General features: G+C 60.6%; 29 protein-coding genes. 17 read left to right on the plus strand and 12 right to left on the minus strand.

The window, feature by feature from the left end; genetic code table 11:
* Positions 1–51: 51 nt before the first annotated feature.
* The 3 genes from EL18_RS12720 to EL18_RS12730 all read left to right on the plus strand — a co-directional run bounded on the left by EL18_RS12720 (position 52) and on the right by EL18_RS12730 (position 2,135).
* The gene (locus tag EL18_RS12720) at positions 52–537 is read left to right on the plus strand and encodes a hypothetical protein (protein ID WP_036485023.1); all 486 of its coding nucleotides are present in this window, start codon (positions 52–54) and stop codon (positions 535–537) included.
* Positions 538–648: 111 nt separating this feature from the next.
* Complete coding sequence (locus EL18_RS12725) at positions 649–921, plus strand: acyl carrier protein (RefSeq protein WP_051914374.1); 273 nt, start codon at positions 649–651, stop codon at positions 919–921.
* Positions 921–2,135 (plus strand): beta-ketoacyl-[acyl-carrier-protein] synthase family protein, encoded by a 1,215-nt coding sequence (locus tag EL18_RS12730; protein WP_036485025.1) that lies wholly within the window; start codon positions 921–923, stop codon positions 2,133–2,135. Before EL18_RS12725 ends, EL18_RS12730 begins: the two co-directional genes overlap by 1 nt.
* Before the next feature lie 11 nt (positions 2,136–2,146).
* Here the strand turns inward: EL18_RS12730 and EL18_RS12735 are convergent, their stop codons facing one another.
* Positions 2,147–2,995 carry a C40 family peptidase gene (locus EL18_RS12735; protein ID WP_036485026.1) on the minus strand — a complete coding sequence of 283 codons (849 nt, stop codon included), beginning with the start codon at positions 2,993–2,995 and terminating at the stop codon, positions 2,147–2,149.
* Positions 2,996–3,013: 18 nt separating this feature from the next.
* The gene (locus EL18_RS12740; RefSeq protein WP_036485028.1) at positions 3,014–4,390 is read right to left on the minus strand and encodes a leucyl aminopeptidase family protein; all 1,377 of its coding nucleotides are present in this window, start codon (positions 4,388–4,390) and stop codon (positions 3,014–3,016) included.
* Between the two features lie 111 nt (positions 4,391–4,501).
* Here EL18_RS12740 and EL18_RS12745 point away from each other — a divergent pair, with 111 nt between their 5' ends.
* The 5 genes from EL18_RS12745 (at position 4,502) to ptsN (ending at position 9,430) form a co-directional block, all read left to right on the plus strand.
* A complete protein-coding gene (locus tag EL18_RS12745) occupies positions 4,502–5,335 on the plus strand; it encodes a tetratricopeptide repeat protein (RefSeq protein ID WP_036485031.1) in 834 nt (277 codons plus the stop codon).
* An 83-nt stretch (positions 5,336–5,418) separates the two neighbouring features.
* A complete protein-coding gene (gene rpoN / locus EL18_RS12750) occupies positions 5,419–6,891 on the plus strand; it encodes an RNA polymerase factor sigma-54 (RefSeq protein ID WP_036485032.1) in 1,473 nt (490 codons plus the stop codon).
* Between the two features lie 73 nt (positions 6,892–6,964).
* A complete protein-coding gene (locus EL18_RS12755; protein ID WP_036485034.1) occupies positions 6,965–8,065 on the plus strand; it encodes a sensor histidine kinase in 1,101 nt (366 codons plus the stop codon).
* A 269-nt stretch (positions 8,066–8,334) separates the two neighbouring features.
* Positions 8,335–8,913 carry a ribosome hibernation-promoting factor, HPF/YfiA family gene (gene hpf / locus EL18_RS12760; protein WP_036485041.1) on the plus strand — a complete coding sequence of 193 codons (579 nt, stop codon included), beginning with the start codon at positions 8,335–8,337 and terminating at the stop codon, positions 8,911–8,913.
* 52 nt (positions 8,914–8,965) lie between these two features.
* Positions 8,966–9,430 (plus strand): PTS IIA-like nitrogen regulatory protein PtsN, encoded by a 465-nt coding sequence (gene ptsN / locus EL18_RS12765; protein WP_036486327.1) that lies wholly within the window; start codon positions 8,966–8,968, stop codon positions 9,428–9,430.
* Positions 9,431–9,469: 39 nt separating this feature from the next.
* Here ptsN and EL18_RS12770 read toward each other — a convergent pair whose 3' ends face one another.
* Both EL18_RS12770 and EL18_RS12775 read right to left on the minus strand, forming a co-directional pair.
* Positions 9,470–9,736, minus strand: a complete 267-nt coding sequence (locus EL18_RS12770; protein WP_036485043.1) for a BQ00720 family protein — start codon at positions 9,734–9,736, stop codon at positions 9,470–9,472.
* A gap of 88 nt (positions 9,737–9,824) precedes the next feature.
* Positions 9,825–10,259, minus strand: coding sequence for an Hsp20 family protein (locus EL18_RS12775; protein ID WP_036485046.1), 435 nt, complete (start codon positions 10,257–10,259; stop codon positions 9,825–9,827).
* A 114-nt stretch (positions 10,260–10,373) separates the two neighbouring features.
* Here EL18_RS12775 and EL18_RS12780 point away from each other — a divergent pair, with 114 nt between their 5' ends.
* On the plus strand, positions 10,374–11,312 hold the full coding sequence (locus EL18_RS12780) for a nucleoside hydrolase (protein WP_036485049.1): 939 nt from the start codon (positions 10,374–10,376) through the stop codon (positions 11,310–11,312).
* On the opposite strand, the gene EL18_RS12785 is transcribed toward EL18_RS12780, so the two are convergent.
* On the minus strand, positions 11,309–12,190 hold the full coding sequence (locus EL18_RS12785; RefSeq protein WP_036485051.1) for a methylated-DNA--[protein]-cysteine S-methyltransferase: 882 nt from the start codon (positions 12,188–12,190) through the stop codon (positions 11,309–11,311). The genes EL18_RS12780 and EL18_RS12785 overlap by 4 nt on opposite strands.
* 62 nt (positions 12,191–12,252) lie before the next feature.
* On the minus strand, positions 12,253–12,735 hold the full coding sequence (locus EL18_RS12790) for a DUF2244 domain-containing protein (RefSeq protein ID WP_036485052.1): 483 nt from the start codon (positions 12,733–12,735) through the stop codon (positions 12,253–12,255).
* 21 nt (positions 12,736–12,756) lie between these two features.
* On the opposite strand from EL18_RS12790, the gene nth reads away from it, so the two are divergent.
* A complete protein-coding gene (gene nth / locus EL18_RS12795; protein WP_036485054.1) occupies positions 12,757–13,515 on the plus strand; it encodes an endonuclease III in 759 nt (252 codons plus the stop codon).
* A gap of 6 nt (positions 13,516–13,521) precedes the next feature.
* Here the strand turns inward: nth and EL18_RS12800 are convergent, their stop codons facing one another.
* Together EL18_RS12800 and EL18_RS12805 are read right to left on the minus strand one after the other, a co-directional pair.
* On the minus strand, positions 13,522–13,965 hold the full coding sequence (locus EL18_RS12800; RefSeq protein WP_036485064.1) for a DUF2214 family protein: 444 nt from the start codon (positions 13,963–13,965) through the stop codon (positions 13,522–13,524).
* Positions 13,962–14,696, minus strand: a complete 735-nt coding sequence (locus EL18_RS12805; protein ID WP_036485067.1) for a sulfate transporter family protein — start codon at positions 14,694–14,696, stop codon at positions 13,962–13,964. The genes EL18_RS12800 and EL18_RS12805 overlap by 4 nt, the downstream gene beginning before the upstream one ends.
* 170 nt (positions 14,697–14,866) lie before the next feature.
* On the opposite strand from EL18_RS12805, the gene EL18_RS12810 reads away from it, so the two are divergent.
* Positions 14,867–15,859, plus strand: coding sequence for an adenosine kinase (locus EL18_RS12810; protein ID WP_036485070.1), 993 nt, complete (start codon positions 14,867–14,869; stop codon positions 15,857–15,859).
* Between the two features lie 3 nt (positions 15,860–15,862).
* Here the strand turns inward: EL18_RS12810 and EL18_RS12815 are convergent, their stop codons facing one another.
* The 3 genes from EL18_RS12815 to hrcA form a co-directional block, all read right to left on the minus strand.
* Positions 15,863–16,495 (minus strand): trimeric intracellular cation channel family protein, encoded by a 633-nt coding sequence (locus tag EL18_RS12815; protein ID WP_036485072.1) that lies wholly within the window; start codon positions 16,493–16,495, stop codon positions 15,863–15,865.
* 14 nt (positions 16,496–16,509) lie between these two features.
* On the minus strand, positions 16,510–17,163 hold the full coding sequence (gene grpE / locus EL18_RS12820) for a nucleotide exchange factor GrpE (RefSeq protein WP_051914241.1): 654 nt from the start codon (positions 17,161–17,163) through the stop codon (positions 16,510–16,512).
* Positions 17,164–17,236: 73 nt separating this feature from the next.
* On the minus strand, positions 17,237–18,307 hold the full coding sequence (gene hrcA / locus EL18_RS12825; protein ID WP_036485075.1) for a heat-inducible transcriptional repressor HrcA: 1,071 nt from the start codon (positions 18,305–18,307) through the stop codon (positions 17,237–17,239).
* A gap of 155 nt (positions 18,308–18,462) precedes the next feature.
* Between hrcA and rph the strand changes: the two genes are divergently transcribed.
* From rph to EL18_RS12855, 6 genes are all read left to right on the plus strand, one after another.
* Positions 18,463–19,179, plus strand: a complete 717-nt coding sequence (gene rph, locus EL18_RS12830) for a ribonuclease PH (protein ID WP_036485077.1) — start codon at positions 18,463–18,465, stop codon at positions 19,177–19,179.
* A 16-nt stretch (positions 19,180–19,195) separates the two neighbouring features.
* Positions 19,196–19,609, plus strand: a complete 414-nt coding sequence (locus tag EL18_RS12835) for a VOC family protein (RefSeq protein WP_036486331.1) — start codon at positions 19,196–19,198, stop codon at positions 19,607–19,609.
* The gene (gene rdgB, locus EL18_RS12840; RefSeq protein ID WP_036485080.1) at positions 19,606–20,250 is read left to right on the plus strand and encodes an RdgB/HAM1 family non-canonical purine NTP pyrophosphatase; all 645 of its coding nucleotides are present in this window, start codon (positions 19,606–19,608) and stop codon (positions 20,248–20,250) included. The genes EL18_RS12835 and rdgB overlap by 4 nt, the downstream gene beginning before the upstream one ends.
* A complete protein-coding gene (gene hemW / locus EL18_RS12845) occupies positions 20,250–21,413 on the plus strand; it encodes a radical SAM family heme chaperone HemW (protein ID WP_036485083.1) in 1,164 nt (387 codons plus the stop codon). The genes rdgB and hemW overlap by 1 nt, the downstream gene beginning before the upstream one ends.
* Before the next feature lie 117 nt (positions 21,414–21,530).
* Positions 21,531–22,385, plus strand: a complete 855-nt coding sequence (gene rsmI / locus EL18_RS12850; RefSeq protein ID WP_051914375.1) for a 16S rRNA (cytidine(1402)-2'-O)-methyltransferase — start codon at positions 21,531–21,533, stop codon at positions 22,383–22,385.
* Positions 22,372–22,746: a YraN family protein gene (locus EL18_RS12855; RefSeq protein ID WP_036485086.1), complete on the plus strand. Its 375-nt coding sequence runs from the start codon at positions 22,372–22,374 to the stop codon at positions 22,744–22,746. The genes rsmI and EL18_RS12855 overlap by 14 nt, the downstream gene beginning before the upstream one ends.
* Here EL18_RS12855 and EL18_RS12860 read toward each other — a convergent pair.
* Positions 22,743–24,116, minus strand: coding sequence for a cytochrome P450 (locus EL18_RS12860; protein WP_036485089.1), 1,374 nt, complete (start codon positions 24,114–24,116; stop codon positions 22,743–22,745). The two genes, EL18_RS12855 and EL18_RS12860, sit on opposite strands and share 4 nt — an antisense overlap.
* Positions 24,117–24,139: the final 23 nt, after the last annotated feature.

Raw genomic sequence — 24,139 nt, forward strand, 5'->3', positions numbered from 1 at the left:
GGAACCCTGCTTTACCGGATGAGTTGCCCTGCGAAAGGAACGGAGATTTTCATGCCCCTCGCCCCTACTGCCTTACTGATGATGAGGCGTGGTCTCGTTGCCGCACTGCTCTATGCCGGGCTTGCTGCAACGCCGGTCATTGCACAGGGTCTGGACAGCGAAGAAGCGATCGATGCCATCGTGGGGTCAGAAGTGAAAACCGAGCAGGCCACCACCGTTGAAGAGACAGACCGTCTGATTCAGGCTGTCGGCGCTGCGCGGCCGGCTGCAGAAGAAGTGCGCAAGACCTTCAATCTTGACGAGCTCGACATCATCTTCATCTCTCCCGACACCGCTGAGACGCCTGAAGTTGCGGAAGTTCTCGCGGAAAACGAGCAGGCTTTGCAAACACTTCGCGAGGCGATCGAGGGAAGCGCCCTGTTCTATCATGCCGTTGATTCGCGCAGTATTCTGCTGCGCGACATCGTTGCTGTGGAATATGGCGAAGAAAGCCGGGTTACGGTTTTCGTCATAGGTGAGGCGCCTGAGGAAGAATAGCCGGTTTTACTCGGCCTGCCCGTCTTGTAGGCAAGCGCATATTGCGGTCATATGGCGTTCGAGGAGCAGCGCCTTTCCTGGCGCATGGCATGGGAAAATTGGAGGGGCCAGATGAGCGCAGCACAAAGCGGAACGGATGCGCTGGGGCAAACGATCCTTGAAAAGATCAGCGCGCATGCCGAAGGGGATGCCGCGCAAATCGGCATGGACACCCCGTTGGCGGATCTGGGCATACACTCCCTTGAGCTGACCGAAATCATCTTCGACCTCGAGGACGCTTTTGGCATCGAGGTCGAGATGAATACCTCCGAAGCGTGGGAGAATCTCGAAACCGTCCGCGACATCGTGGAAGCCGTGCGCAAGCTCGTTCAGGCCAAGGCCTGATGAGTCGAGCGAGAATAGTCATCACCGGTCTTGGCGGCATCTGCGCGCTGGGCAACAACGCTCTGGATATCTGGGACTCGATGACTGCAGGCCGCAGCGCGATCGGCCCGATCGACAGCGATGCGCTACATGACGTGAAGACGCGTATCGGAGCGCAAATCAGGGAACTGCCCGATCACGGCCTGGAGCGCAAACGAACCACCACCATGGACCGGTTCAGTCTGCTTGCGGTCATTGCTGCCGGCGAAGCTCTCGCCAATGCCGGATTCGAGGTGACCGAGCAGAACAAGAGCCGTTGCGGCTCCGTGGTCGGCGTTGGCGTATGCGGCTGGGAATCGATCGAGGAAAGCTACCGTGCCATCCTGCTTGAGCAAAAGAGCCGCGTGAACATATTCACCGTGCCCCGCGTCATGCCGGGTGCGGCCGCGGGGCAGGTATCCATGCAATTCGGGTTGCGGGGACCGGTCTTCGGAGCAACCTCGGCCTGTTCATCTGCCAATCACGCGATTGCGAGCGCTGTCGACCAGCTGAGGCTGGGACGGGCGGACATGATGGTGGCCGGCGGCAGCGATGCGCCGCTGGTATTCGGCGTGGTCAAGGCATGGGAAGCGCTGCGCGTATTGGCCGGCGACACCTGCCGCCCCTTCTCTGCCGACCGGCAGGGGCTCGTATTGGGAGAAGGTGCGGGCATGGTCGTTCTGGAGACGCTGGAACATGCCCGGTCGCGTGGCGCGACCATTCTTGCAGAGATCGGCGGCGTTGGGCTTTCCGCCGATGCTTCGGACATTGTTGCGCCTTCTGTCGAAGGGCCGGCACAGGCGATGGCCGCCTGTCTGGCGGAAGCAGGATTGGCGCCTGAAGATGTGGATTACATCAATGCACACGGCACCGGCACCAAGGCCAATGACAGGATCGAAACCGAAGCCATTCGCAGCGTATTCGGCAAACAGGCCGACAAATTGTCGGTCTCCTCAACAAAGTCCATGCATGGTCACTGCCTGGGCGCGTCGGGCGCGCTGGAACTGATTGCCTGCGTCAATGCCGTGCGTGCAGGCGTGGTACCGCCCACCGCCAATTACCAGGAGGCAGATCCCGAATGCGATCTGGACGTGACCCCGAACGAGGCTGCCCGGCGCGACGTGCGGGCAGCGCTCAGCAACAGCTTCGCTTTCGGTGGCACCAATGCGGTTCTGGCCGTCAAATCCTACGGATGAAGCGATAGATTTTAGGGCCTGCGGTAGCCCGTGGGGCGATCATACAGTCTCGCGACACGCTCAATAGCCAGTTCCAGAGACTCGATTGCCACCGTCATGGTGTGGCCGTTGGCATGGATGATCCTTTCATCGTCCAGCATGATCGCAACATGGCCTTTCCAGAATACCAGATCGCCACGACGCAATTCCGCCTGCTCGACCTCATGCAGGAAATGGTTTTCCTGCATGTCGGTGTCGCGCGGGCAGGCCCGCCCGGCCATCTGCATCGAAAGCTGCACGAGACCCGAGCAATCGATCCCGCATCCGCTGCATCCACCCCAGAGATAGGGCGTGTGCAGGAAGCACTCTGCGACAGCGACATAATCGCCATCGTCCTGCTCCAGCGGCTGAAGGTGATTGGCGATCATCGCCGAACCGTCTGCCAAGATCGCGTAGCGCGTTCCCCGCTTTTCTTCATGAGCGGACACATGCAGCCTGGCGCCCATGGAATGGCATCTGAGAGGGGGCGTTTTCAGTTCGGCCTGCGGGTATGCGAAGCTGCGCGGGACGCAGACGACATGGGTGAGGTGCTCCGTCTTCATTTCCAGACCTGCGCTTTCGACATAGCCGACATAGTTGTCAGCGTCGGCCTGAACCCAGGACCAGCCGTCGGCCTCTTCGAAGACCTGCACATCTTCTCCATGCAGAAGCTGGGTGTCCATGCCGGCAGTAGTTGATGGCGCCGAATGAACATTGACAATCGGCACCGCCACACGGGCTGGCCATCCCTCCACAAATCGGTCTGCCTCCACGCGACCCTTCAGCCTCGTATCGGCAAGATCGCGGCGAAACGCATGAAGGCGACGGTCGAGCTTTTCCATATGGCGTCTCCAGCCGTGCTAGCGGCCGTAACGCTGGCGCAGGACGTGCTCCAGCGCTCGTATGCCCTGCGCTTCGCCACCGATGGGACAGGTCGGTTTCGCCACCGGGTTCCATCCGAATACGTCGAAATGCGCCCAGCTCTTCGCTTTCTCCACGAATTTCTGCAGGAAGAGTGCAGCCGTGATGGAGCCGGCAAAACCGTCAGCAGTGATGTTGTTGGTGTCCGCCACGCGCGATGAGAGCTTCGGCATGTAGGGCTGCCACAGCGGCATCCGCCAGAGCGGATCAGCGACCTTCTCCGATGCAGCCGCGATTTCGGCTGCGAATGTGTCATCCAGCGAATAGTAGGGCGGCAGATCTGGGCCAAGCGCGACGCGCGCAGCGCCGGTCAGCGTTGCCATGTCGATGATCACATCCGGCTCTTCCTCGTCAGCAAGCGCCAGTGCATCCGCCAGCACAAGACGACCCTCGGCGTCGGTGTTTCCGATTTCCACCGTAATCCCTTTCCGGCTCCGGAGTATGTCGCCGGGGCGGAAGGCGTTGCCTGCGATCGAATTTTCTACGGCCGGAATGAGGACACGCAGGCGAATATCGAGCCTTGATGCCATCAGCATCGATGCCAGCCCCAGGACATTGGCAGCACCGCCCATATCCTTCTTCATCAGGAGCATGCCGCTGGCCGGCTTGATATCGAGACCACCGGTATCGAAGCAGACACCCTTGCCGACCAGTGTCACCTTCGGCGCATCGCTGCGTCCCCAGCTGAAATCGATCAGCCGCGGCGCTTCATCTGATGCGCGACCAACCGCATGGATCATCGGAAGGTTCTGTTCCAGAAGTGCATCACCGCGGATGGAATGGAAACTGGCGTCATGTTCCTCAGCAAGCCTGGCCGCTGCCGCCTCGAGTGCTTCCGGCCCCATGTCAGAGGCAGGCGTATTGATGAGGTCGCGGGTCAGGTAGGTCGCCACGCTCAGTTCTTCCACGCGTTTGGCATCCACGCCGTCGGGAAGCACGAATTCCAGATTTCCGGTCGGCTTCTTCCCGTAGCGGGTGAAGCTGTAGCCACCCAGGGCAAGTGAAAGCGCTGCGAGCTCCGGCTCGGGAAGACTGCCGCTGAGACGGTAGCGGCCTTCGGGCAATTTTCGGGCGAGCGCTCCGAGGGAAAGCGTCTTCAGCGGATGCCGGTCATCCGATATGCCGAAGAGCACACCTGCGAGCCTGCCGCTATCGCCGGGTAGAAGAAGCATTTCCCCTTCTTCGCCTTCATATCCGGCCGCCCCAGCCCAATCGCGTGCGGCTGCATCAACCCCAACGGCATCAAGATCGCCTGCTTTCACGAGATAAACCGGAACGGCGTTGTCAGGAGAGGATGAGCTGAAGCTTACAGGCATGAAGCACCTTTCGCGATGAATGGTCGAAGCGTCGGATTAACACTCCATTAGGGTTAACGGAATACTTCTGAAGGTGGAATCGGGTGAGGTCCAGGTGAAGGATTGAGGGTAATGGTTGCGCAGAATCAGGGTGAAGCGAAGCGGCTTCGGGTACTGACGCTGATTGGCGTTGCCCTTGTTTCCACCAGCGTTCTGGCAGGATGTGCGAATTCTGCGCGCAAGGTCAGTCAAATCACCACCAACGCCGTCTCTCGCGACGCGTCACGCTCTCTCGACACGCTTTCCGCACCGGAACTGCATCAGGCAGCACAGTCAACAGGCCAGGCCTATGCGCGCAATCCGAAGGATCGCGACGTCGCCATGCGCTATTCGACCTTGCTGCAGATGAACGGGCAGAGCGATCAGGCGCTGGCCGTCATGCGCAAGCTTGCCATCGACTTCCCGAAGGACCGCGAGGTGCTCGCCGCCTATGGCAAGGCGCTGGCGGCAGCGGGCGAGCTGAAGCCGGCCCTTGATGCGGTTCGCCGCGCCCAGACGCCGGAATATCCCGATTGGCGGCTTCTGTCGGCTGAAGGAGCAATCCTCGATCAGCTGGGCGAAGCGGAACAGGCGCGCGTGCTTTATCGCAAGGCCCTGAGCATGCAGCCCAACGAGGCTTCGGTGCTGTCGAATATGGGCATGTCCTATCTCCTGGAAGGCGATCTTCAGACGGCCGAAAAATATATGGGCCAGGCTGCAAGCTCACCGGGCGCCGACAGCCGCGTGCGCCAGAACCTTGCCCTGGTCATCGGGCTGCAGGGGCGTTTCTCTGATGCGGAGAAGATCGCGCGGCAGGAACTTTCGCCAGAACAGGCCGAGGCAAACGTAGCCTATCTGCGCACAATGCTGGCGCAAAACAACAGCTGGGCTCAAATCGCGAAAGAAGACAAGCGCAAGAACCAGTAGCCGGCTCGATTGACAAGCAAGTAGCGGGCCAGTTGAATGGCACCGCAGCAATTCAGTGTTCTCGAGCGTGTGGCGTAAACATCATGGCCTTGTCGCCAGGTCTCCAGCTGCGTCAAAGCCAATCCATGGTGATGACGCCCCAGCTACTGCAGTCCATCAGGCTTCTGCAGATGACGGGTGTCGAGCTCGAACGCGTTATCGAGGCGGAGATGGAGCGCAACCCGCTGCTTGAACGCGCGGAAGCTCCCGAAGACGGCGTCGAGGCCAGCACGGCAGGCGATGTTCAGCGCGAAAGCGCCAGCAGCATTGCGGACAAGCTAGATTCATCGCTTGAAAATCTCTTCCCCGATGATCCGGGTCGCGGCGACGCACTAGCGCCGGATATGGCAGCGCAGTGGCGTTCCTCCGCAGGTGCGGGCAGTGCGGGAGAAGATTGGGACATCGGGCAGAGTGCGAGCGCACCGGTAACGCTGCGCGACCATCTGGCGGAGCAGATCAGCTTCGCCTTCACCGATCCCCAGGAGCGGCTGATTGCGGCCGAACTGGCGGATTGTCTCGATGAAGCTGGCTACCTCGCCACGGACCTCGTTTCCTTGTGCGAGAGCCTCGGCGCGGACCTGGCGGAGCTGAAAGTGGTGCTCCAACGCTGCCAGCAGTTTGATCCGCCAGGGCTTTTTGCGCGCAATCTGGCCGAATGCCTTGGACTTCAGCTCAAGGCACGCGACCGGCTGGACCCGGCCATGGCGGCCTTGATGGAGAATCTTGAACTCCTGGGCAAAAGGGATTTTGCCACTCTGCGCCGCCTTTGTGGTGTCGACGAGGAAGACCTCGTGGAAATGCTGGCCGAAATACGCGCGCTGGACCCGAAACCGGGCCTCGCATTCAGCGGCGGCAGTGCGGAGACGATCATTCCCGATGTCAGCGTGAAACAGGCGCCAGACGGAACATGGGCGATCGAACTCAATGCCGAGGCGATGCCGAAGGTGCTCGTCAACGAGACCTATTTCACCACGGTTTCCAGGAATGCAGAGAAGGAAGATCGGGCATTTCTGAACGAGTGCCTGCAGAGCGCCAACTGGATCGCGCGCAGCCTCGATCAGCGAGCGCGCACGATCCTGAAAGTGGCAAGCGAAATCGTGCGCCAGCAGGATGCCTTTCTGGTGCATGGCGTGCGCCATCTCAAGCCGCTGAAGCTATCGACGGTCGCCGATGCGATCGGCATGCATGAATCCACCGTAAGCCGTGTCGCAGCCAACAAATACATGATGACGCCGCGCGGGGTGTTCGAACTACGCTATTTCTTCACCACCGCCCTGGGTGGCTCCGAAGGCGCCGAAGCACACTCCTCCGAAGCGGTACGCGATCGCATCAGGAGCCTTATCGACAGCGAAACCGCTAAATCTGTGCTTTCCGACGACGCCATCGTGGAACATCTTGCGAAAGAAGGGATTGAGATTGCACGGCGCACCGTTGCCAAGTATCGAGAGGGCATGAACATCCCCTCTTCGGTTCAACGGCGTCGGGAAAAGAAGGCGCTGGCCCGGGCGAGTGCCTAGAACTGCATGGCCAAAACGATTGGCAGCAAAGTGATCAATCAACGAATGCAGATTGCATCGCAGGGGATTTAGCTTGAGAGCCAGAGCGCATCCTGAACAGACAGAACGTCTGAAGACTCTTTACCGATACGAGATACTGGATACGCCCCGCGAGGAAGAGTTCGACGAGATCGTCGCGCTCACGGCGCAAATCTGCGAAGCGCCGATATCGGTCATCAACATAATCGATGCAGAACGCCAGTGGTTCAAGGCCGAGGTCGGGCTTGGCACCCGCGAGACCCCCATCGACACGTCGATTTGCGCCCATATCATACTGGACGAAAATTTCGTCGAGATCGAAGACACGTTGCAAGATCCGCGCCTGAGAGACAATCCGCTGTGCCTGGCGGAAAGGGGCGGTCTGCGCTTTTATGCAGGCGCTCGGCTCGTTGCGCCGAACGGCATGCCACTTGGCACACTTTGCGTCCTGGACCACCAACCCCGCCAACTGAACGACCTGCAGCGCAATGCGATCAGGGTGCTTGCTCGGCAAGTCATGAAGCAGTTCGAGCTACGCCTCGCGCTGCGTGACCAGGAGGTGCTGCGCGGCGAGATCGATCACCGGGTGAAGAACTCCCTGCAGACCGTTTCCTCCATCGTGCGGCTTTATCAGCGTGATGTGGCGGACGAAACTGCTCGGGATGCTCTGGTGGCCGTTCAGCGACGCATCGACGCGATCGGCGCGCTTCACGAACAGCTTCAAGGCTCTTCGTCCGGCCAGCTGATCGACATCCGGAAGTTTCTCGAACGCCTCGTCGGCCTTCTGCAGGAGACCGCGCCGGACAATGTCAAACTTCGATCAAGCGCCGTGCATGCGGTGGTCGATTCGGACACTGCCTCTGCGCTGGGCATGATTGTCAGCGAGTTCGTCGCCAATTCCCTGAAACACGGATTTCCCGAGACGCAGGCCGGCAATGTGACGGTCGAGCTGAAAAAGGCGGATGCGCAATTCGTGCTCACCTGCAGTGACGACGGCCTGGGCAGCAATGCGCGCAAACCCAAGCTCGGAAAAATCGGGAGCCTGGGCACCAACATCATGAACGCCGCCGCCTCTCGGCTAAACGGCGAGTTTTCCCAAGCGCTTGACGAGAATGGCAGCCGCCTTTCAATGACCTTTGAGCATGTCTACGCCTGAATTGGCAGTGTGAATTACTTGCGCAAGACAATCCCGCCACGGAAGCAGGTGGCCCGGCTCGATTGACATTGCGCCCCCAAGCCACTAGAAGCCGCGCGCAGCGAGGGTGGCTGAACTTGAAGTGGCCAACCTGTTCCAATCGGCTCGAGACCAGAAACGCGATTTACGGGCAACGAAGCGTGGTGAGTGGTGCCGAAACCTTGTGCGCGTAGGCCACACGTATAAACTTGCATTCCGTAAAATCACATTGAAGGAAGGTCTGTCATCTCATGAGCCTCCGAATTTCCGGCAAGCATATGGACATCGGTGATGCGTTCCGCGAACGCATCGAGACCAGGATCAACGAAGCCGTCGACAAATATTTCGATGGGGGCTTTTCGGGCCGGGTGACGGTTGAGAAAGCCGGGCAGCGCTTTTCGGCAGACTGCACCGTTCATCTTGATACCGGAATGGTGTTCCAGGCGACCGGCCAGGCGCAGGAGCCGCAGCCGGCTTTTGATGCCGCAGCAGAGCGAATCGAGAAGCGGCTGCGCCGCTACAAGCGCAAGCTCAAGTCCCATGCGACCGGTGGCAATGGCATCGATCCGATGGACATCGCCTACCGCATCATGTCGCCGGTGGCGGATGAAGAAGAAGAAGTGGCAGAAGATTTCGCGCCAACGGTGGTGGCCGAATCACGCATGCCGCTGAAGACCATGTCCGTCGCCTCGGCCGTGATCGAACTCGACACAAAGGACAGCCCTGTTTTCGTGTTCCGCAACGCGGGAACCGACGGGGTGAACATTGTTTATCGCCGCGCAGATGGCAATATCGGCTGGATTGATCCGTCCAATATAGCGGGCGAATGATTGGCAGGGGCGGGGCTACCCGCCCCAACTGCCGGAATAGAGGAATAACATGATGGATCTCAGTGATCTGATCGAGGTTTCAGCGATCGTGCCGTCGCTGAAGGCGAATTCGAAGAAGCAGGTTCTGCAGCTTCTTTCGGAAAAGGCGGCAAGCGTTACCGGCCTTACAGAGCGCGAGATTTTCGATACGATCCTTCAGCGCGAGCGCCTGGGATCCACAGGGGTGGGCAATGGCATTGCCATTCCACACGGTAAACTTGCGGGAATTTCCGAAATCACGGGTATCTTTGCGCGCCTCGACCACCCAGTCGAGTTTGATTCGCTGGATGATCGCCCCGTCGACCTCGTGTTCATGCTGCTTGCACCGGAAGGTGCAGGCGCGGACCACCTGAAGGCCCTTTCACGGATTGCCCGCGTGCTGCGCGATCCGGATACCACAGCCAAGATTCGCGGCACGGATGACGCTGCTGCCATACACAATCTTCTTGCTCAGGCACCCGCCTCCAACGCAGCATGAACGAGGCCGCATTCAACGCGGCCTCGGATATTCAATTGTCTAATGAAGACTGACCGGCTGCAGATCGTTCTGCAACACACCCGCGAGCGCTGCTGCACGCGCATCAGCAAGAAGGATGGGGTCTCCATTCGCGCCAAAGACTGCCCAAAGCTTGGTACCGGGCTCGATATCCATCATCTCCGACACGGCGGGAAATGCGCCCTGCAATTCGGTCGCATCCATCTGGCGCATATAGGCTACGGCGCCTTCGCCAAGATGAGCCAATTGCTGTTCCGTAACGGCAAATTTCTTTTCATTCGCGACCATTACTAGCCTCCTTTCAGGCAGCCGTCCTCATGACCAACTGCAACGAGAGCCTCCCAATTCGGTATCGGGTTAACGGCTGAACCGCCATTTAGTCCCGCACCGAAATATTAATTTTGCGAACCATGCGTTCAGGACGGGGTCGATCGAGGTCGATGGACAACAGCCCGTTCTTCAGTTCCGCGCTGCGAACACGCATTCCATCAGCCAGCACGAACACACGCTGGAACTGACGGGCTGCTATCCCGCGGTGCAGATATTCTCGGTCCTCGTCATCGGCCTGCCGGCCTCGGACCACGAGTTGGTTCTCCTCGGTCGCAACCTCGAGATCCTGTTCGCCGAAACCTGCCACCGCGAGCGTGATGCGCAGCTTTTCGGCCGGGCCATCCTCGCCTTCATCCGCGCGAATGCGCTCGATATTGTAGGGTGGATAGCTGTCGCCGGATTTCGCTACACGCTCCAGCGTTTTTTCCATACTGTCGAACCCCAGAAGGAGCGGGTTCGAGAAGGGCGTCATACGCGTCATTTCATCCTGTCCTCAAAGAGCGACGTGGACAGACGGGAACCCGAATGGCATTCCGGTCTGCAAGACTGATATGGTCTCTCGCTTCAACTGATTCAAGAACAGGAAACCCTGCTCATGGCGGCACAGCCGATCATCATCGATACCGATCCCGGTCAGGACGACGCTGTCGCCATCATGCTTGCCCTGGCAAGCTCGGAGCTTGAGGTTCTGGGCATCACCGCCGTTGCGGGAAATGTGCCGCTTGCGCTCACGGAAGTTAATGCACGCAAGGTTTGCGAGCTTGCAGGACGCACGGATGTGAAAGTCTATTCCGGTGCAAGCCGGCCGCTGATACGCGATCTCGTGACCGCGGAACATGTTCACGGGAAAACCGGCCTCGACGGTCCGGAGCTGCCCGAACCGCAGATGAAGCTGCAGGAACAGCATGCAGTGGATTTCATCGTGGAGACATTGATGGAGCGCGAACCGGGTACGGTTACGCTTTGCCCGCTCGGTCCGCTCACAAATATCGCACTCGCACTCAACCGTGAGCCGAAGATCGCTTCGCGCATCAAGCAGATCGTGCTGATGGGCGGCGGCTTCTTTGAAGGCGGAAACATCACGCCGACTGCCGAGTTCAACATCTATGTTGATCCGCATGCGGCAGATGTGGTCCTGCGCTCGGGCGTTCCCATCGTCATGATGCCGCTCGACGTGACCCACAAGGCGCTGACCACGCGCAAGCGCGTGGATGCCATTCGCAATCTTGGCACGCGGGTCGGCGAGGCGACGGCGGAGATGCTCGTTTTCTACGAGCGCTTCGACGAGGAGAAATACGGATCGGATGGCGGGCCGCTGCATGACCCCTGCGTTATCGCCTGGCTGTTGAAGCCGGACCTGTTTTCCGGTCGCAAGTGCAATGTGACGGTCGAAACCGCCTCCGAGCTAACCCTGGGCATGACGGTGGCCGACTGGTGGGGGGTCACCGACCGTCCGGCCAATGCCACCTTCATGCGCGACATCGACCACGAAGGCTTCTTCCAGCATCTGACGGAGCGGCTGGGGCGGCTCTAGCCGCGCTCGAGTTGGGCAGCTTCCCAGCCGAGCATGGCGCGCTTTCGCGTCAGACCCCAGTGATAGCCGGTCAACGCGCCTGATTTTCCGACGGCGCGGTGGCATGGCACGACGAATGAGAGCGGATTGGCGCCAATGGCTGCGCCCACAGCGCGCGAGGCCTTCGGCTTGCCAACCTCGCGGGCAATATCGGAATAGGCCTTTGCCCGCCCGAGCGGAATCTTCATCAAGGCCTGCCAGACCTGCACCTGAAAATCCGTACCAATGAGCACCACACGCAGCGGTTTTTCCGCCTTCCAGCGTGATGGATCGAAAATGCGTTGGGTATAGGGTGCGGTGGCGCTCATATCCTCGACATAGGTCGCTGCAGGCCACCGCCGGCTCATATCCGCGAAAGCTTCCGCTTCCCCGCCCTCATCTGCAAAGGCAAGGCCGGCAAGACCGCGCTCGGTTGCCATGATCAACGCACTGCCGAAGGGCGAGACATGGAAGCCATAGCGGATTTCCAAGCCTGCGCCACGGCTCTTGTATTCGCCGGGCGAGATCGCCTCATGGGTGACAAATAGGTCGTGCAAACGGCCCGGTCCCGACATGCCAAGCTCCATCGCCGCTTCGAGCAATGGCATTCCGTCGTCAAGCAGCCGCCGGGCATGGTCGAGCGTCACAGCCTGGAGAAAAGCCTTCGGCGTAAGCCCGGCCCAGCGGGTGAAAAGCTTCTGCAGGGTGGCCGGGTGCTCCCCGACATCCCGCGCCAGATCTTCCAATGAAGGCTGGTCGCGATAATCGAGGCTGATCTTCTCGATCACACGGCGAATGATCTCGTAATCGCTGCCGCGCGGCGTGATCTCGCTTTGAAGAATGGCTGTCTGCAGGTTCATGATCTGTCACTCCCTGCCCGCACTATCGCGCCAATGACGTGCCGCTGCCACCCGAAACCGGATCAGCGGCCCCTTGCCGTTGCAAGAGCCTGCCCGAAGGCGCTTGCGAAGCTCTCACGCTCCTCCGGGTTGAGGAAACTCCCAAGCGCCACCCGGCGCTCACGCGATTCCACCGCCATGTCGGTCACGCCTATCTCTTCATGACGGTCGACGCGGAAGCGGGTCCAGAACGGATTGAAGCCATGCTCTTCCACGCGGCCTGAAGGAGCGGTCTTGCGGATGAGAAGATTTGTGCGCGACAGGGTCACTTCCTCCCGGACGCGCGCGGCACGGTAATTCATCCGGAAAGCAAACCAGATCGCCAGTACGTCCAGCCCGAAAAAGCCAAAAACCGGCCAGGCGCCCATCTTGAGAAAGAGCGCCCCAAGAGACAGCCAGAAGACGACGAGCACCGTCATCAGCACGACAAAGCCTGTCCGCCCAAGCGAGCGGTGAGGCATCAGCAGCGCGCTGAAAAATGGGGCATCGGCTTTCGTTTCGCTCATGATTGCGATTATAGAGGGCGCATGGAAAAGCCCAAGGTGAAAAAACCAGCCAAAGCGTCGGCCGCGAAGCGCAAAGTGTCGCGACGCAAGGCGCTGACCGCCTATCCCCACGAGGAGCTGACGGAGATCTTCCGCCGCTTCAAGGTGCAGCGTCCGGAGCCGAAGGGTGAGCTGGAGCATGTGAACGCCTTCACGCTTCTGGTAGCCGTTGTCCTGTCTGCGCAGGCAACCGATGCGGGCGTGAACAAGGCCACACGCGGTCTGTTCGCCGTGGCCGACACGCCTGAGAAAATGTTTGCGCTGGGCGAGGAAAAGGTCGGCGAATATATCCGCACCATCGGCCTTTGGCGCAACAAGGCGAAAAACGTCATCGCGCTGAGCAAGGCGCTGATCGACGAGCATGGCGGGGAAGTGCCCGGCGAGCGCGACCTCCTGACGAAATTGCCGGGCGTGGGCCGCAAGACCGCGAATGTTGTGCTCAACATGGCTTTCGGGCAGCCGACCATGGCGGTGGACACCCATATCCTGCGCATCGGCAACCGCATCATGCTGGCGCCGGGCAAGACCCCTGATGCCGTCGAGGCCGCGCTGATGAAGGTCATTCCGGAAGAATATCTCTTCCATGCCCATCACTGGCTGATCCTGCACGGGCGCTATGTGTGCAAGTCGCGCAAGCCCGACTGTGAAGCCTGTGTGATTGCCGATCTCTGCAAGGCACCGGAAAAGACGACGGATATCCCGGCGCCGCTCGTGCCGATTGCGGATGAGCAGGCGGCTTAGGTCACGTCAGCCGAAATCTCGGGCCATCATGGCGGCGAAGACCGGGATGAGGGCAAAAACCGCGATTTCGGCCACCAGGAAGCGCCGCATTGCCTTGATTTCGGCCACCGGCATTTGGAACCCCGCCTCCTTCGCCTGCCTGCTCCAGCGCAGGATGGCGAGTGTCGGCTTGACCGAGAGCAGCCCGACAATGGCAAAGGCTGCGATCTTGCCCCAGAAGGCGTGGTTGGCCGCGTAGAACTCCCAGCCCCGCAGGCCGAAAGCGACGCGGGCAGCACCAACCGCCAGAACCAGCATGGCAACAAGTCCATACATCCGGTCTATATGTGTGAGGATCTTCAGGTCCCGCAGTGACATGTCCGATTTCATCAGGACGAATTCGGCAGCGATGATGAAGGCGAGCAGGAACACCAAAAGGTGGTGCAGTATCGCCAGAACGAGATCCGTCATGCGTGCGTTCCCCCGGATTTAGCGTCCGTATCATGCGCGGAATGCGTGATCATCTTGTGAAGATGCACCATCATGGCTGCTGCAAAGAGCGGCGTCAGGAGGTTGACGAAGGGGATGGCCAGAAAGCCTGCGATGACCAGCCCGCCCATGAAGACCGTACTCGCATGCCTGCGCCGCAGGGCCTTGGCCTCGGCCTCCGTGCGGAAGCGCATGGCGGCAAATTCGAAGAATTCCCGGCCAAGCAGGTAGCCGTTGACGATGAAGAAGGCGATCACGTTAACGCCCGGCACCAGGAGCAGAAGCAAGGCGAACAGGTTGCCGAGGATGACGACACCGAAGAACTTCAGGGACATGATGATGGCCGGAACGAGAGGTACCGGCTTGCCGGGCGGGTCCTGCGCGTAATCGGTCTTCTCTACCGCCTCTGCCACATCGTCCAGAAAAAGCCCGGCGATGATTGCCGTTATCGGCGCGATCAGCAGCGCAAGCGCGAGCGCCAGACCGATGCCCGCGGCAAGACCTGCAACAAGGCCAAGCCAGCCTGCCCAGGACGGCAGGTCCGGCATGAAGACCTGCAAAAGCGGCAGGATGTAGAAATCGAAGAGTTCGCGAAGACCGAACCACAGACCCGCGATGACCAGGAGCGTCAGCCCGAGCGTCTTGTAGAAGGCAGAGCGGAAGGGCGTGGTAAAGAGCTGCCCTGCCGCCGCCCTGGCGGCATCAATGATCATAGGTGTCGTAGATCCCCGGTCGAACGTTTCGCTCGCCACTGCAGATAAGCAGTCTGACATTCGCACGCAAGGCAGCCTCTGCGCTGTTGGCGGTTCCAATCCGCGGCTGCAGGCGCTAAACACGCTCGCGGAACGACTGACCCAGATCCTCTGACCTGCTGGAGAGCTTCATGAGCGAATTCGACGTCCTGTGCATCGGCAATGCCATTGTGGACATCATTGCCCGTTGCGACGAGGCGTTTCTCGTGGAGAACGATATCCGGCGGGGCACGATGAACCTTGTCGATGCCGAGCGCGCAGCGCTTCTTTACGAGCGGATGGGGCCGGCGATCGAAACCTCCGGCGGTAGTGCCGGCAACACGGCTGCGGGTGTGGCGAGTTTCGGTGGCAAGGCCGCGTATTTCGGCAAGGTCTCGCGCGATCATCTGGGCGAAATCTACACGCATGATATCCGCGCACAGGGTGTGGCATTCGACACCAGACCGCTTGAAGGCGAACCACCAACGGCGCGCTCCATGATCTTCGTCACGCCCGATGGCGAGCGCTCGATGAACACCTATCTGGGATCTTGCGTGGAGCTTGGGCCGGAAGATGTCGAAGCGGACAAGGCGAAATCCGCCAAAGTCACCTATTTTGAAGGCTATCTGTGGGATCCGCCACGCGCCAAGGAAGCGATCCGGATGACCGCCGAACTGGCGCATGAGGCCGGACGCGAAGTCGCCATGTCGCTTTCCGACCCGTTCTGCGTGGACCGCTACCGAGCAGAATTTCTCGAACTCATGCGTTCGAAGACCGTGAACATCGTCTTCGCCAACGAGCACGAGCTTGCCTCGCTCTACGAAACCTCCAGCTTTGAAGAGGCACTGGCAGCGATCCGCAAGGACTGCGACCTCGCCTGCGTCACGCTGTCGGAGCGCGGCTCCATCGTCGTGCGCGGGGATGAAACCGTTGAGATCGAGCCCGTCAGGGTGCCCGAGGTGGTGGACACGACCGGCGCAGGCGATCTCTATGCTGCCGGCTTTCTGTTCGGCTACACGAATGGCAAAAGCCTCGGGCAGAGCGGGAAGCTCGGCTCCATGGCTGCAAGCCGCGTGATCGGCCAGATCGGCCCGCGGCTGCAGACCAGCCTTAAAAGCGATGCCGAGCAGGCAGGGCTTCTGTAAGGGTCAGAGAATGTCTTCCGGCTTGCGTCCGGGGCGTGGTTTGTAGCGGGGTATGGACCAGCCATAGCGCATGCCGCCACCGCGAACGATGAAGGCGGCAGTGAAGGCAAGCGCTGCGGCCGGTATGACCGCCAGCCCCAGAAGAACAGCCGCAACATAGACCGCGGCACCGGCAAGGGCAGCGGTGACGTAAATCTCGGAACGCAGCAGGACCGACGGTTCACCGGCCAGAAGGTCGCGTAATATGCCGCCGAAGGTCGCAGTCATCATGCCCGTGATCAGTGCCACCGGCACGGAACCCGAGGCTGCCAGCCCCTTGGCAGCACCGAGCACGCCATAGGCCGACAGGCCAACGGCATCGAGCCAGAGCAGAAGGCGATAGCGTGATTCAACCAGATGGGCGGTGAAGAAGACCAATACGCCTATCACCGCACTGACGATCACATAAGCGGGGTTGACCACCCAGAAGACAGGCAGGCCGAGCACGAGATCGCGCAATGTGCCACCCCCCGTCCCCGTGATGCCGGCAAAGAAGAGGAAGCCGATCATGTCGAGCTGCTTGCGCGAGGCGGCAAGGGCGCCGGTGGCGGCGAAAACCGCCACCCCGGCGTAATCCAGCAGCATGAGCGGCATCATGGCCGGTCAGGCCATCAGGAAGCGTCGCCGGAGCTTGCCTGCTCCGCGTCGGCCTGCTGCTTTTCAGCGGAAGCCTTCGGTCCGCCCTTCGAGACGCCAACCATGGCCGGGCGCAGCACACGCTCGCCGATGACGTAGCCGGGCTGTACGACCTGAACGACCGTATTGGCAGCAACATCGGGGTTGGGGACCTCGAACATTGCCTGATGAAAATTGGGATCGAAACGCTCGCCTTCAGGATTGAGGCGCTTCACGCCATGGCGCTCGAGCGTGGACAGCATTGAGCGTTCGGTCATCTCAACGCCTTCGGCGAGCGACTTGAGAACCGGCTCGGCAGTCTCGCGCTGTTCGGGCGTGATCGCACCGAGGGCGCGCTGCAGATTGTCGGAAACGGTCAGCATGTCGCGGGCAAAGCCGGCTATACCGAAAGTGCGAGCATCGGCAACTTCACGCTGCGTGCGCTTGCGCAGATTTTCCATCTCGGCAACCAGACGCAGATTCTGCTCTTTCAGCTCTTCATTTTCGCGGGCAAGCTTGAGAAGCACGTCCTCTTCCGAAACTTCGCCTTCAGCCTCGCCCTCAGCGGCTACATTCTCGTCCTCAGCCTGGGCATTGGCATTCGCCTCTTCCAGGTTCAGGTCGTTGTCGTGCTTTGGGTGCGTTGTCATTGGCTGTCTGTCTCTCGTGAAAACTTCATTTCGCGCCGCATATCGAGGTTTGACGCCTGAAAATCAAGGGCGTCTAGCGCAGCAGGCGCCCTACCAACTGGGCAGTATAGTCCACCATCGGCACGATGCGGGCATAATTGAGCCGGGTCGGGCCGATCACGCCCAAGGCGCCGATGACGCGGGACTCCTGGTCGCGATAGGGCGCAACAACAAGCGATGATCCCGAAAGCGAGAAAAGCTTGTTTTCCGAACCGATGAAGATGCGCACGCCGTGTCCTTCCTCGGCTAGGTCGAGCAGTTGAACCAGCCCCTCTTTCGTTTCCAGGTCCTCGAAAAGGTGACGCAGGAGATCGAGGTCGCCATCGGCATTGATGTTTTCCAGAAGATTTGCGCGGCCCCGGACAATGAGGCGGGCGGGCTGCCCCTCGCCCGCATCGGACCACACGGCAAGCCCCTGCTCCACCAGCGCTTGGGACAGCTTGTCGAGCGCCATGCGCGTCTCTTCATGCAGTCGGGAGATTTCGCTGCGCGCCTCACCCAGCGTGCGGCCCCGGATATGGGCATTCAGGAAGTTGGACGCTTCTGCCAATTGCGAGGCCGTGACGCCGGCCGGCAAATCGATGACACGGTTCTCCACATCGCCATTTTGCGAAACAAGGACGGCCAGCGCCTTGCGCGGCTCAAGCTGGATGAACTCCATGTGCTTGAGCGCAGCTTCAGTCTTCGTTGCCAGCACGAGTCCCGCGCCGCGCGACAGGCCCGATAGCATCTGGCTGGCTTCGGTCAGCATATGCTCGAGCGACTGGCTGCGGCCGGCGGCATTGACCTGCGCCTCGATCACGCGACGCTCGTCTTCCGACAGATCGCCGATTTCCATGAAGGCATCGACGAAAAAACGCAGGCCCTGCTGCGTTGGCAGGCGACCAGCGGAGACATGCGGCGCATAAATGAGCCCCAGATGCTCCAGATCGCTCATCACATTGCGTACTGTCGCCGGCGAGAGCTGATTGGGCAAAAGGCGGGAAAGATTGCGTGAACCGAGGGGCTCCCCCTCGTTGAGATAGGTCTCGACGATCAGGCGGAAAATATCGCGAGAGCGCGCGTCGAGCGAACTCAGATCTCGGTCGGTGATAGGCTTCGTCATTGCGCTGATACTCCTGCCGTAAAATATATGCGGCGAGCGCATAAACACAACTGGCGGGGAGCGGTTGCAGCGGTTTTCCTTTGCGTCGTCAGACCAAGAAAGTTACAAGCCGGTCGATTAACCATGCCCCGAACCGCTAGCGGAGAGACGCTTAGATGAGACCTTCCAAAAGGCAGCCCGACGAGATGCGCGCCATCAGCTTTGAGCGAGGCGTCTCCAAGCACGCTGAAGGCTCCTGCATGGTGAAGTTCGGGGACACCCATGTGCTGTGCACCGCCAGCCTCGAAGAACGCGTTCCCGGATGGCTGCGCAATTCGGGCAAGGGCTGGGTGACGGCCGAATATGGCATGCTGCCGCGTTCGACCGGCGACCGCATGCGCCGTGAAGCCTCCAGTGGCAAGCAGGGCGGGCGCACGCTCGAAATCCAGCGTCTGATCGGGCGCTCGCTGCGCTCGGTCGTGGACCTGCAGGCGCTCGGCGAGATGCAGATCACGGTCGATTGCGATGTCATCCAGGCTGATGGCGGTACACGCACCGCAGCCATTACGGGCGGTTTCGTCGCCCTTCACGACTGCCTGACCTGGATGCACGCACGCCAGATGATCAATATCGAGCGGGTGCTCAAGGATCACGTCGCTGCCATTTCCTGTGGCATCTACGACGGCAACCCGGTTCTGGATCTCGACTATGCGGAGGACTCCGCTGCCGAAACGGATGCGAATTTTGTCATGACCGGCAAGGGCGGTATCGTGGAAATTCAGGGCACGGCGGAAGGCGAGGCCTTTTCCGAGGATCAATTCGGCCAGCTGATGGGTCTTGCGAAGCAGGGCATCAAGCGTCTGGTCGAGCTGCAGAAAATGGCTGTTGCCTGAAGCGGGTGAACAAGACGTGCAGGCCAGGGGCATTCTAGAAGCCGCTCTTTATGTGAACGACCTCGATGAGGCGGAGCGCTTCTACGCGGATGTGCTTGGGCTCGAGCGCATCGTCCGCGTCGAGGGGCGGCATGTCTTCTTCCGTTGTGGAGAGATGGTGCTGCTTCTCTTCAACGCCGAGGCCACGCAGACACCACCTGCCGATGATGCCCCTTTGCCGGTCCCGCCTCACGGGGCGAAGGGTCCGGGCCATCTTTGCTTTTCGGCCAGCGCGGAAGAAATCGCGCGATGGAAGACGCATCTGGAAGAACTGAACATTTTCATCGAAGCGGATTTCGAGTGGCCCAATGGCGGGCGCTCCATCTATTTCCGTGATCCGGCAGGCAATTCGCTGGAATTTGCCGAGCCACGCATCTGGGGGCTTTCGTGAGAGAGATACCAAATCGCAAATTCGTGCTGGCCAGCCACAACAAGGGCAAGCTGCGGGAGTTTTCCGAGTTGCTTTCGCCTTTCGGCTACGAGGTGGTTTCGGCAGCCGAGCTCGGGCTTGGTGAACCGGAGGAAACCGGCAGCGAATTCGAGCAGAATGCGCTGATCAAGGCCAAGGCTGCGGCAGAAGCGACGGGCCTGCCTGCACTCTCCGACGACTCCGGTCTTTGCGTTGATGCACTGGATGGTGCGCCCGGCGTCTACACCGCTGACTGGGCGACCAAGCCCGATGGCAGCCGCGACTTTGCGATAGCCATGGACAAGGTGGAAAAAGCGCTGAGGGAAAAGGGCGCCGATGCCCCCGAACAGCGCCGCGGGCGTTTCGTCTCGGTTCTGTGCCTGTGTTTCCCCGATGGCGAAGCCGAGTTCTATCGCGGCGAGGCTGAAGGCCATCTCGTCTGGCCGCCACGCGGCGAAATGGGCTTCGGCTATGATCCCGTCTTCCAACCCGCGGGCTATCAGATAACATTCGGTGAGATGGATTCGCAGCAGAAGCATGGTTGGAAACCCGGACAGGCAACCGCCCTTTCCCATCGAGCGCGCTCCTTCAAGAAATTTGCCGAGGCAAGGCTGAGCCTTTGATGAATGATACGCTGAATAGGGATCCCGGCTTCGGGGTCTATGTGCACTGGCCGTTCTGCGCGGCGAAGTGCCCCTATTGCGACTTCAACAGCCATGTGCGTCACAAGCCGGTGGACCAGGCGCGCTTTGCAAACGGTTTTGCACGCGAGATCGAAACGATGCGGGCGCGCACCGGTAGCCGGACCGTGCGCAGCATTTTCCTGGGTGGCGGCACACCGTCCCTGATGGAGCCTGCGACAGTCGGCAGCATTCTCGATTCCATCGCCAAATACTGGCACGTGCCTGACGGCGTCGAAATCACGCTTGAGGCCAATCCGACTTCCGTGGAAGCAGACCGGTTCCGCGGTTATCGGCAGGTGGGCGTCAACCGCGTCTCGCTAGGCGTCCAGGCACTCAACGACCGTGATCTGCGCTTTCTGGGCCGCATGCATTCGGTAGAAGAAGCCCTTACGGCTATCAGGCTGGCGCGGGAGAATTTTCCGCGTCTTTCCTTCGACCTGATCTATGCACGTCCCGGCCAGAAGATCGAGGACTGGCGCCGGGAGTTGGAGGAGGCGATCGGGTATGCGGCCGATCATCTTTCGCTCTATCAGCTGACGATCGAGGAAGGCACACCTTTCCATGCCTTGCGGGCTGCCGGCAAGCTTGTGATACCTGATGCCGACAGCGCTGCCGATCTTTATGCGGCGACGCAGGAAGTGACTGCAGCCCATGGACTGCCAGCCTACGAGATCTCCAACCATGCGCGACCCGGTTCTGAAAGCCAGCACAATCTGATCTACTGGCGCTATGGTGAATATGTGGGCGTCGGCCCAGGCGCGCATGGGCGCTTTCGCGAGGGAACGCGGCGGACCGTGACCTTCACCGAACGCTCACCTGAGGGCTGGCTCGACCTTGTCGAACGCAAGGGGCATGGCGTGACCGGCGGTGAAACCCTGACGCGGGCGGAAGAGGCAGATGAGTTTCTGCTGATGGGACTGCGTCTGGCAGAAGGCATTGATCTGGTGCGCTATGAGCAATTTACCGGTCGCCCGCTGTCGCCCGAGCGCATCGCCGTATTGCGTGAGGAAGGTCTTGTGGCTCCCGTAGGCAATTCTCGTTTGCGCGCCACACCTGCCGGCATGGTCGTGCTTGATGCGGTTGTGGCTGATCTGGCCAGGTGAAGAGCTTCTGGCGGATCGGGCGTCAGGAGTTATGCTGGGTCAATCGAGCCTCGGCAGACGGGAGTGCATGTGAGCGAGCAAGACAACAAGCGGCAATTTTCCATTCGTGATGCGGTCATGACGGCTCCGCGTCTGGAGCCTGCTCTGTATCTCGTCGCGACGCCTATCGGGAATCTCGGTGACATCACCATCCGCGCGCTCGAGACACTTGCCGGTGCCGACATTGTTGCCTGCGAGGATACGCGGGTCACGCGGGTCCTGCTGGAGCGCTATGGCATGCGGCGGCGCATGACCGCCTATCACGAGCACAATGCGACGGAAGCAGGACCGAAACTGCTCAATGCGATAGAAGGCGGCCAGAGCGTGGCGCTTGCCAGCGATGCGGGCACGCCGCTGATCTCCGATCCCGGTTTTCGCCTAGTCTCCCAGGCGCAGGAACGTGGATTGAGGGTCGTGCCCATTCCGGGCGCCTCTGCCGTTCTTGCGGCGCTTACCGCAAGTGGCCTGCCTACCGATGCATTTTTATTTGCCGGCTTTTTGCCCAACAGATCGGGCCAGCGTGAGAGCCGGCTGAGCGAACTCGCGACTTCGCCTGCGACACTGGTTTTCTTCGAAAGCCCGCGCCGGCTGGCCGCCAGTCTGGCCGCGATGGCCAGCTTGCTTGGCGAAGAGCGGCAAGCCGTTGTTGCGCGTGAGCTTACCAAGACCTTCGAGGAAGTGCGCGCGGGGAGTTTGGCCGAACTCGCGGAACATTACGAAGCCGCCGGCGCGCCGAAGGGCGAAGTGGTGGTCTGCGTTGCGCCTCCGCTTGCCGAGAAAACATTCGATGCGGCCGATACAGACAGACTTCTGCTTTCGCTGGCAGGCGAAATGTCTGCCGCCAAGGCGGCCGGTGAGGCTGCGCGCATGACTGGTGCGAAAAAGTCGACCCTGTATCAGCGCCTGCTGGAACTCAAAGATGCCGCAGGCTAATTGGCGGAAACACAAGCTTGCAGCCTACAAGCGCGGACATCGGGGCGAATTGCTGGCGTCCGTCGCGCTGATGCTCAAGGGCTATCGCATCCTGGCGCGCCGCTACAAGACGAAGCTTGGCGAGATCGATCTGATCGCACGGCGAGGCGACCTTGTTGCCATTGTCGAGGTGAAGGCGCGCGGAAGCCTCGCGGAGGCTATGGACGCGGTAAACCACACCGCCCAACGGCGCATCGATGCCGCAGCCGATCTGTGGCTTGCGCGGCAGCCCGACCGACAGAAACTGTCCATCCGCTATGACCTCGTCGCCATCCTGCCACGGCGGTGGCCGGTGCATGTGGTCAACATCTTTCAGGGCTAACGCAGGCTGACCTTCATTGGCAGTCCGCCCTGCGGCTGCGTCGTAAGCTTCTGGACAGGCCATGGCCTTGTTTCCGGCGTCACGTCGAAGTGATAGCGCCGCATCAGCACCGCCATGGCAATGACCGCTTCCTGCATTGCGAATTTCGCACCTATGCACACACGTGGGCCCGCTCCGAAGGGCAGATACTGGTAACGGTCGATCTGCTCGCGGTTTTCCCTATGGAAGCGCGAAGGTCGATAGGCTTCGGGGTCGTCCCACAATTTGCGGTGCCGGTGCACGGTCCAGGGCATGACCAGGACCTGCGTGCCTTTCGGGATCAACAGGTCTTCATATCGATCATCTTCGACAGCTTCACGATTGATGGAGGGAGCCGGCGGGTAAAGCCGCATGGCCTCTTCGAAGGCTGCACGCGCCCTTGGCATCTCGTCCAGCCATCTCACCGGGTCCGGCTCGCGGGCAAGAACAGCGTCGATCTCCCGCTCGATGGCCTCACGTTCCGCCGGAAGCATTGCGAGACAGTAGAAGGTCCAGCCCAACGCACGCGCCGTTGTCTCGTGACCTGCTCCAATGAATGTGATGATGTTGTCTTCGATCTCAGCACGGGCAAGCCCATCCGGACCTTCTGCCTGCAGCAGGAGGGTAAGGAAGTCTTCGGGCACGCTTTCGCCACGCCTCATCTTTTCCTCACGCATCTCGATCGTGCGCGCCACGATGCCGCGGAAAAACTTCAGGGAATTGCGACCCATGAGCCGCGTGATGCGCGGCAGCCAGTCAGGTGCACCCAGCAGGTCGAGCGGGTCGACGCGTCCCATCGTCTCGAAAAGCCGGTCCACCTGACCGGCAAAGCTGTCAGGGTCGCCGGCAATCTCGCCAGAAAACAACGTCTCTGCGAGAATATCGAAGGTGAGCATCGTCATGTCGCGAGAGATGTCCACCGTGCCGCCGACGGCGGCATCGTAGCGCGAGGCGAACTGTTCGGCCTGCTCCAGCATCGGCCTTGCGAACCCGGCGATGTGGCGGGGCGTGAAGACGGGCGCCATGGCCTTGCGGGAGCGTTTCCAGACATCCCCTTCCGCCGTCAACAGGCCATCGCGCAGAATTGGACGCAGAATTTTCTGGCGCACCCGCGCCATCTTGTAGTTGCGCGCGTTGTCCACCAGTACATGGCGGATGAGAGCCGGATCATTGGCGATCAGAAGCGGGCCACCGATTCCGCCCGTGATCGAGATCCAGGGCTCGTTATAGCTCGGTTCGCCCCAAAGCTCGAGCGGATTGCGGTAGACAATCCGCATCATCTGCAACGTCGAGGGCGGCGTTGTGCGAGGTGTCGGTGCGGGCGGGCGAAAGGATCTGGCGGTGCTGTCCATCTTTACTCCTTGTCCCAAGAGTT

Source organism: Nitratireductor basaltis, assembly GCF_000733725.1.
In the GTDB taxonomy this organism is placed as follows: domain Bacteria; phylum Pseudomonadota; class Alphaproteobacteria; order Rhizobiales; family Rhizobiaceae; genus Chelativorans; species Chelativorans basaltis.

Bases quoted from the DNA above. Each gene is read 5' to 3' on its own strand.
- EL18_RS12775 (WP_036485046.1), bottom strand. From the start codon at position 10,259: ATGACGCGTATGACGCCCTTCTCGAACCCGCTCCTTCTGGGGTTCGAC.
- grpE (WP_051914241.1), bottom strand. From the start codon at position 17,163: ATGACAACGCACCCAAAGCACGACAACGACCTGAACCTGGAAGAGGCG.
- hpf (WP_036485041.1), top strand. From the start codon at position 8,335: ATGAGCCTCCGAATTTCCGGCAAGCATATGGACATCGGTGATGCGTTC.
- EL18_RS12730 (WP_036485025.1), top strand. From the start codon at position 921: ATGAGTCGAGCGAGAATAGTCATCACCGGTCTTGGCGGCATCTGCGCG.
- EL18_RS12860 (WP_036485089.1), bottom strand. From the start codon at position 24,116: ATGGACAGCACCGCCAGATCCTTTCGCCCGCCCGCACCGACACCTCGC.
- EL18_RS12785 (WP_036485051.1), bottom strand. From the start codon at position 12,190: ATGAACCTGCAGACAGCCATTCTTCAAAGCGAGATCACGCCGCGCGGC.
- rsmI (WP_051914375.1), top strand. From the start codon at position 21,531: ATGACGGCTCCGCGTCTGGAGCCTGCTCTGTATCTCGTCGCGACGCCT.
- EL18_RS12740 (WP_036485028.1), bottom strand. From the start codon at position 4,390: ATGCCTGTAAGCTTCAGCTCATCCTCTCCTGACAACGCCGTTCCGGTT.
- hemW (WP_036485083.1), top strand. From the start codon at position 20,250: ATGAATGATACGCTGAATAGGGATCCCGGCTTCGGGGTCTATGTGCAC.
- EL18_RS12855 (WP_036485086.1), top strand. From the start codon at position 22,372: ATGCCGCAGGCTAATTGGCGGAAACACAAGCTTGCAGCCTACAAGCGC.
- EL18_RS12810 (WP_036485070.1), top strand. From the start codon at position 14,867: ATGAGCGAATTCGACGTCCTGTGCATCGGCAATGCCATTGTGGACATC.
- rph (WP_036485077.1), top strand. From the start codon at position 18,463: ATGAGACCTTCCAAAAGGCAGCCCGACGAGATGCGCGCCATCAGCTTT.
- EL18_RS12770 (WP_036485043.1), bottom strand. From the start codon at position 9,736: ATGGTCGCGAATGAAAAGAAATTTGCCGTTACGGAACAGCAATTGGCT.
- hrcA (WP_036485075.1), bottom strand. From the start codon at position 18,307: ATGACGAAGCCTATCACCGACCGAGATCTGAGTTCGCTCGACGCGCGC.
- ptsN (WP_036486327.1), top strand. From the start codon at position 8,966: ATGGATCTCAGTGATCTGATCGAGGTTTCAGCGATCGTGCCGTCGCTG.
- EL18_RS12815 (WP_036485072.1), bottom strand. From the start codon at position 16,495: ATGATGCCGCTCATGCTGCTGGATTACGCCGGGGTGGCGGTTTTCGCC.
- EL18_RS12805 (WP_036485067.1), bottom strand. From the start codon at position 14,696: ATGATCATTGATGCCGCCAGGGCGGCGGCAGGGCAGCTCTTTACCACG.
- nth (WP_036485054.1), top strand. From the start codon at position 12,757: ATGGAAAAGCCCAAGGTGAAAAAACCAGCCAAAGCGTCGGCCGCGAAG.
- EL18_RS12725 (WP_051914374.1), top strand. From the start codon at position 649: ATGAGCGCAGCACAAAGCGGAACGGATGCGCTGGGGCAAACGATCCTT.
- EL18_RS12800 (WP_036485064.1), bottom strand. From the start codon at position 13,965: ATGACGGATCTCGTTCTGGCGATACTGCACCACCTTTTGGTGTTCCTG.
- EL18_RS12790 (WP_036485052.1), bottom strand. From the start codon at position 12,735: ATGAGCGAAACGAAAGCCGATGCCCCATTTTTCAGCGCGCTGCTGATG.
- EL18_RS12735 (WP_036485026.1), bottom strand. From the start codon at position 2,995: ATGGAAAAGCTCGACCGTCGCCTTCATGCGTTTCGCCGCGATCTTGCC.
- rpoN (WP_036485032.1), top strand. From the start codon at position 5,419: ATGGCCTTGTCGCCAGGTCTCCAGCTGCGTCAAAGCCAATCCATGGTG.
- EL18_RS12780 (WP_036485049.1), top strand. From the start codon at position 10,374: ATGGCGGCACAGCCGATCATCATCGATACCGATCCCGGTCAGGACGAC.
- EL18_RS12745 (WP_036485031.1), top strand. From the start codon at position 4,502: ATGGTTGCGCAGAATCAGGGTGAAGCGAAGCGGCTTCGGGTACTGACG.
- EL18_RS12720 (WP_036485023.1), top strand. From the start codon at position 52: ATGCCCCTCGCCCCTACTGCCTTACTGATGATGAGGCGTGGTCTCGTT.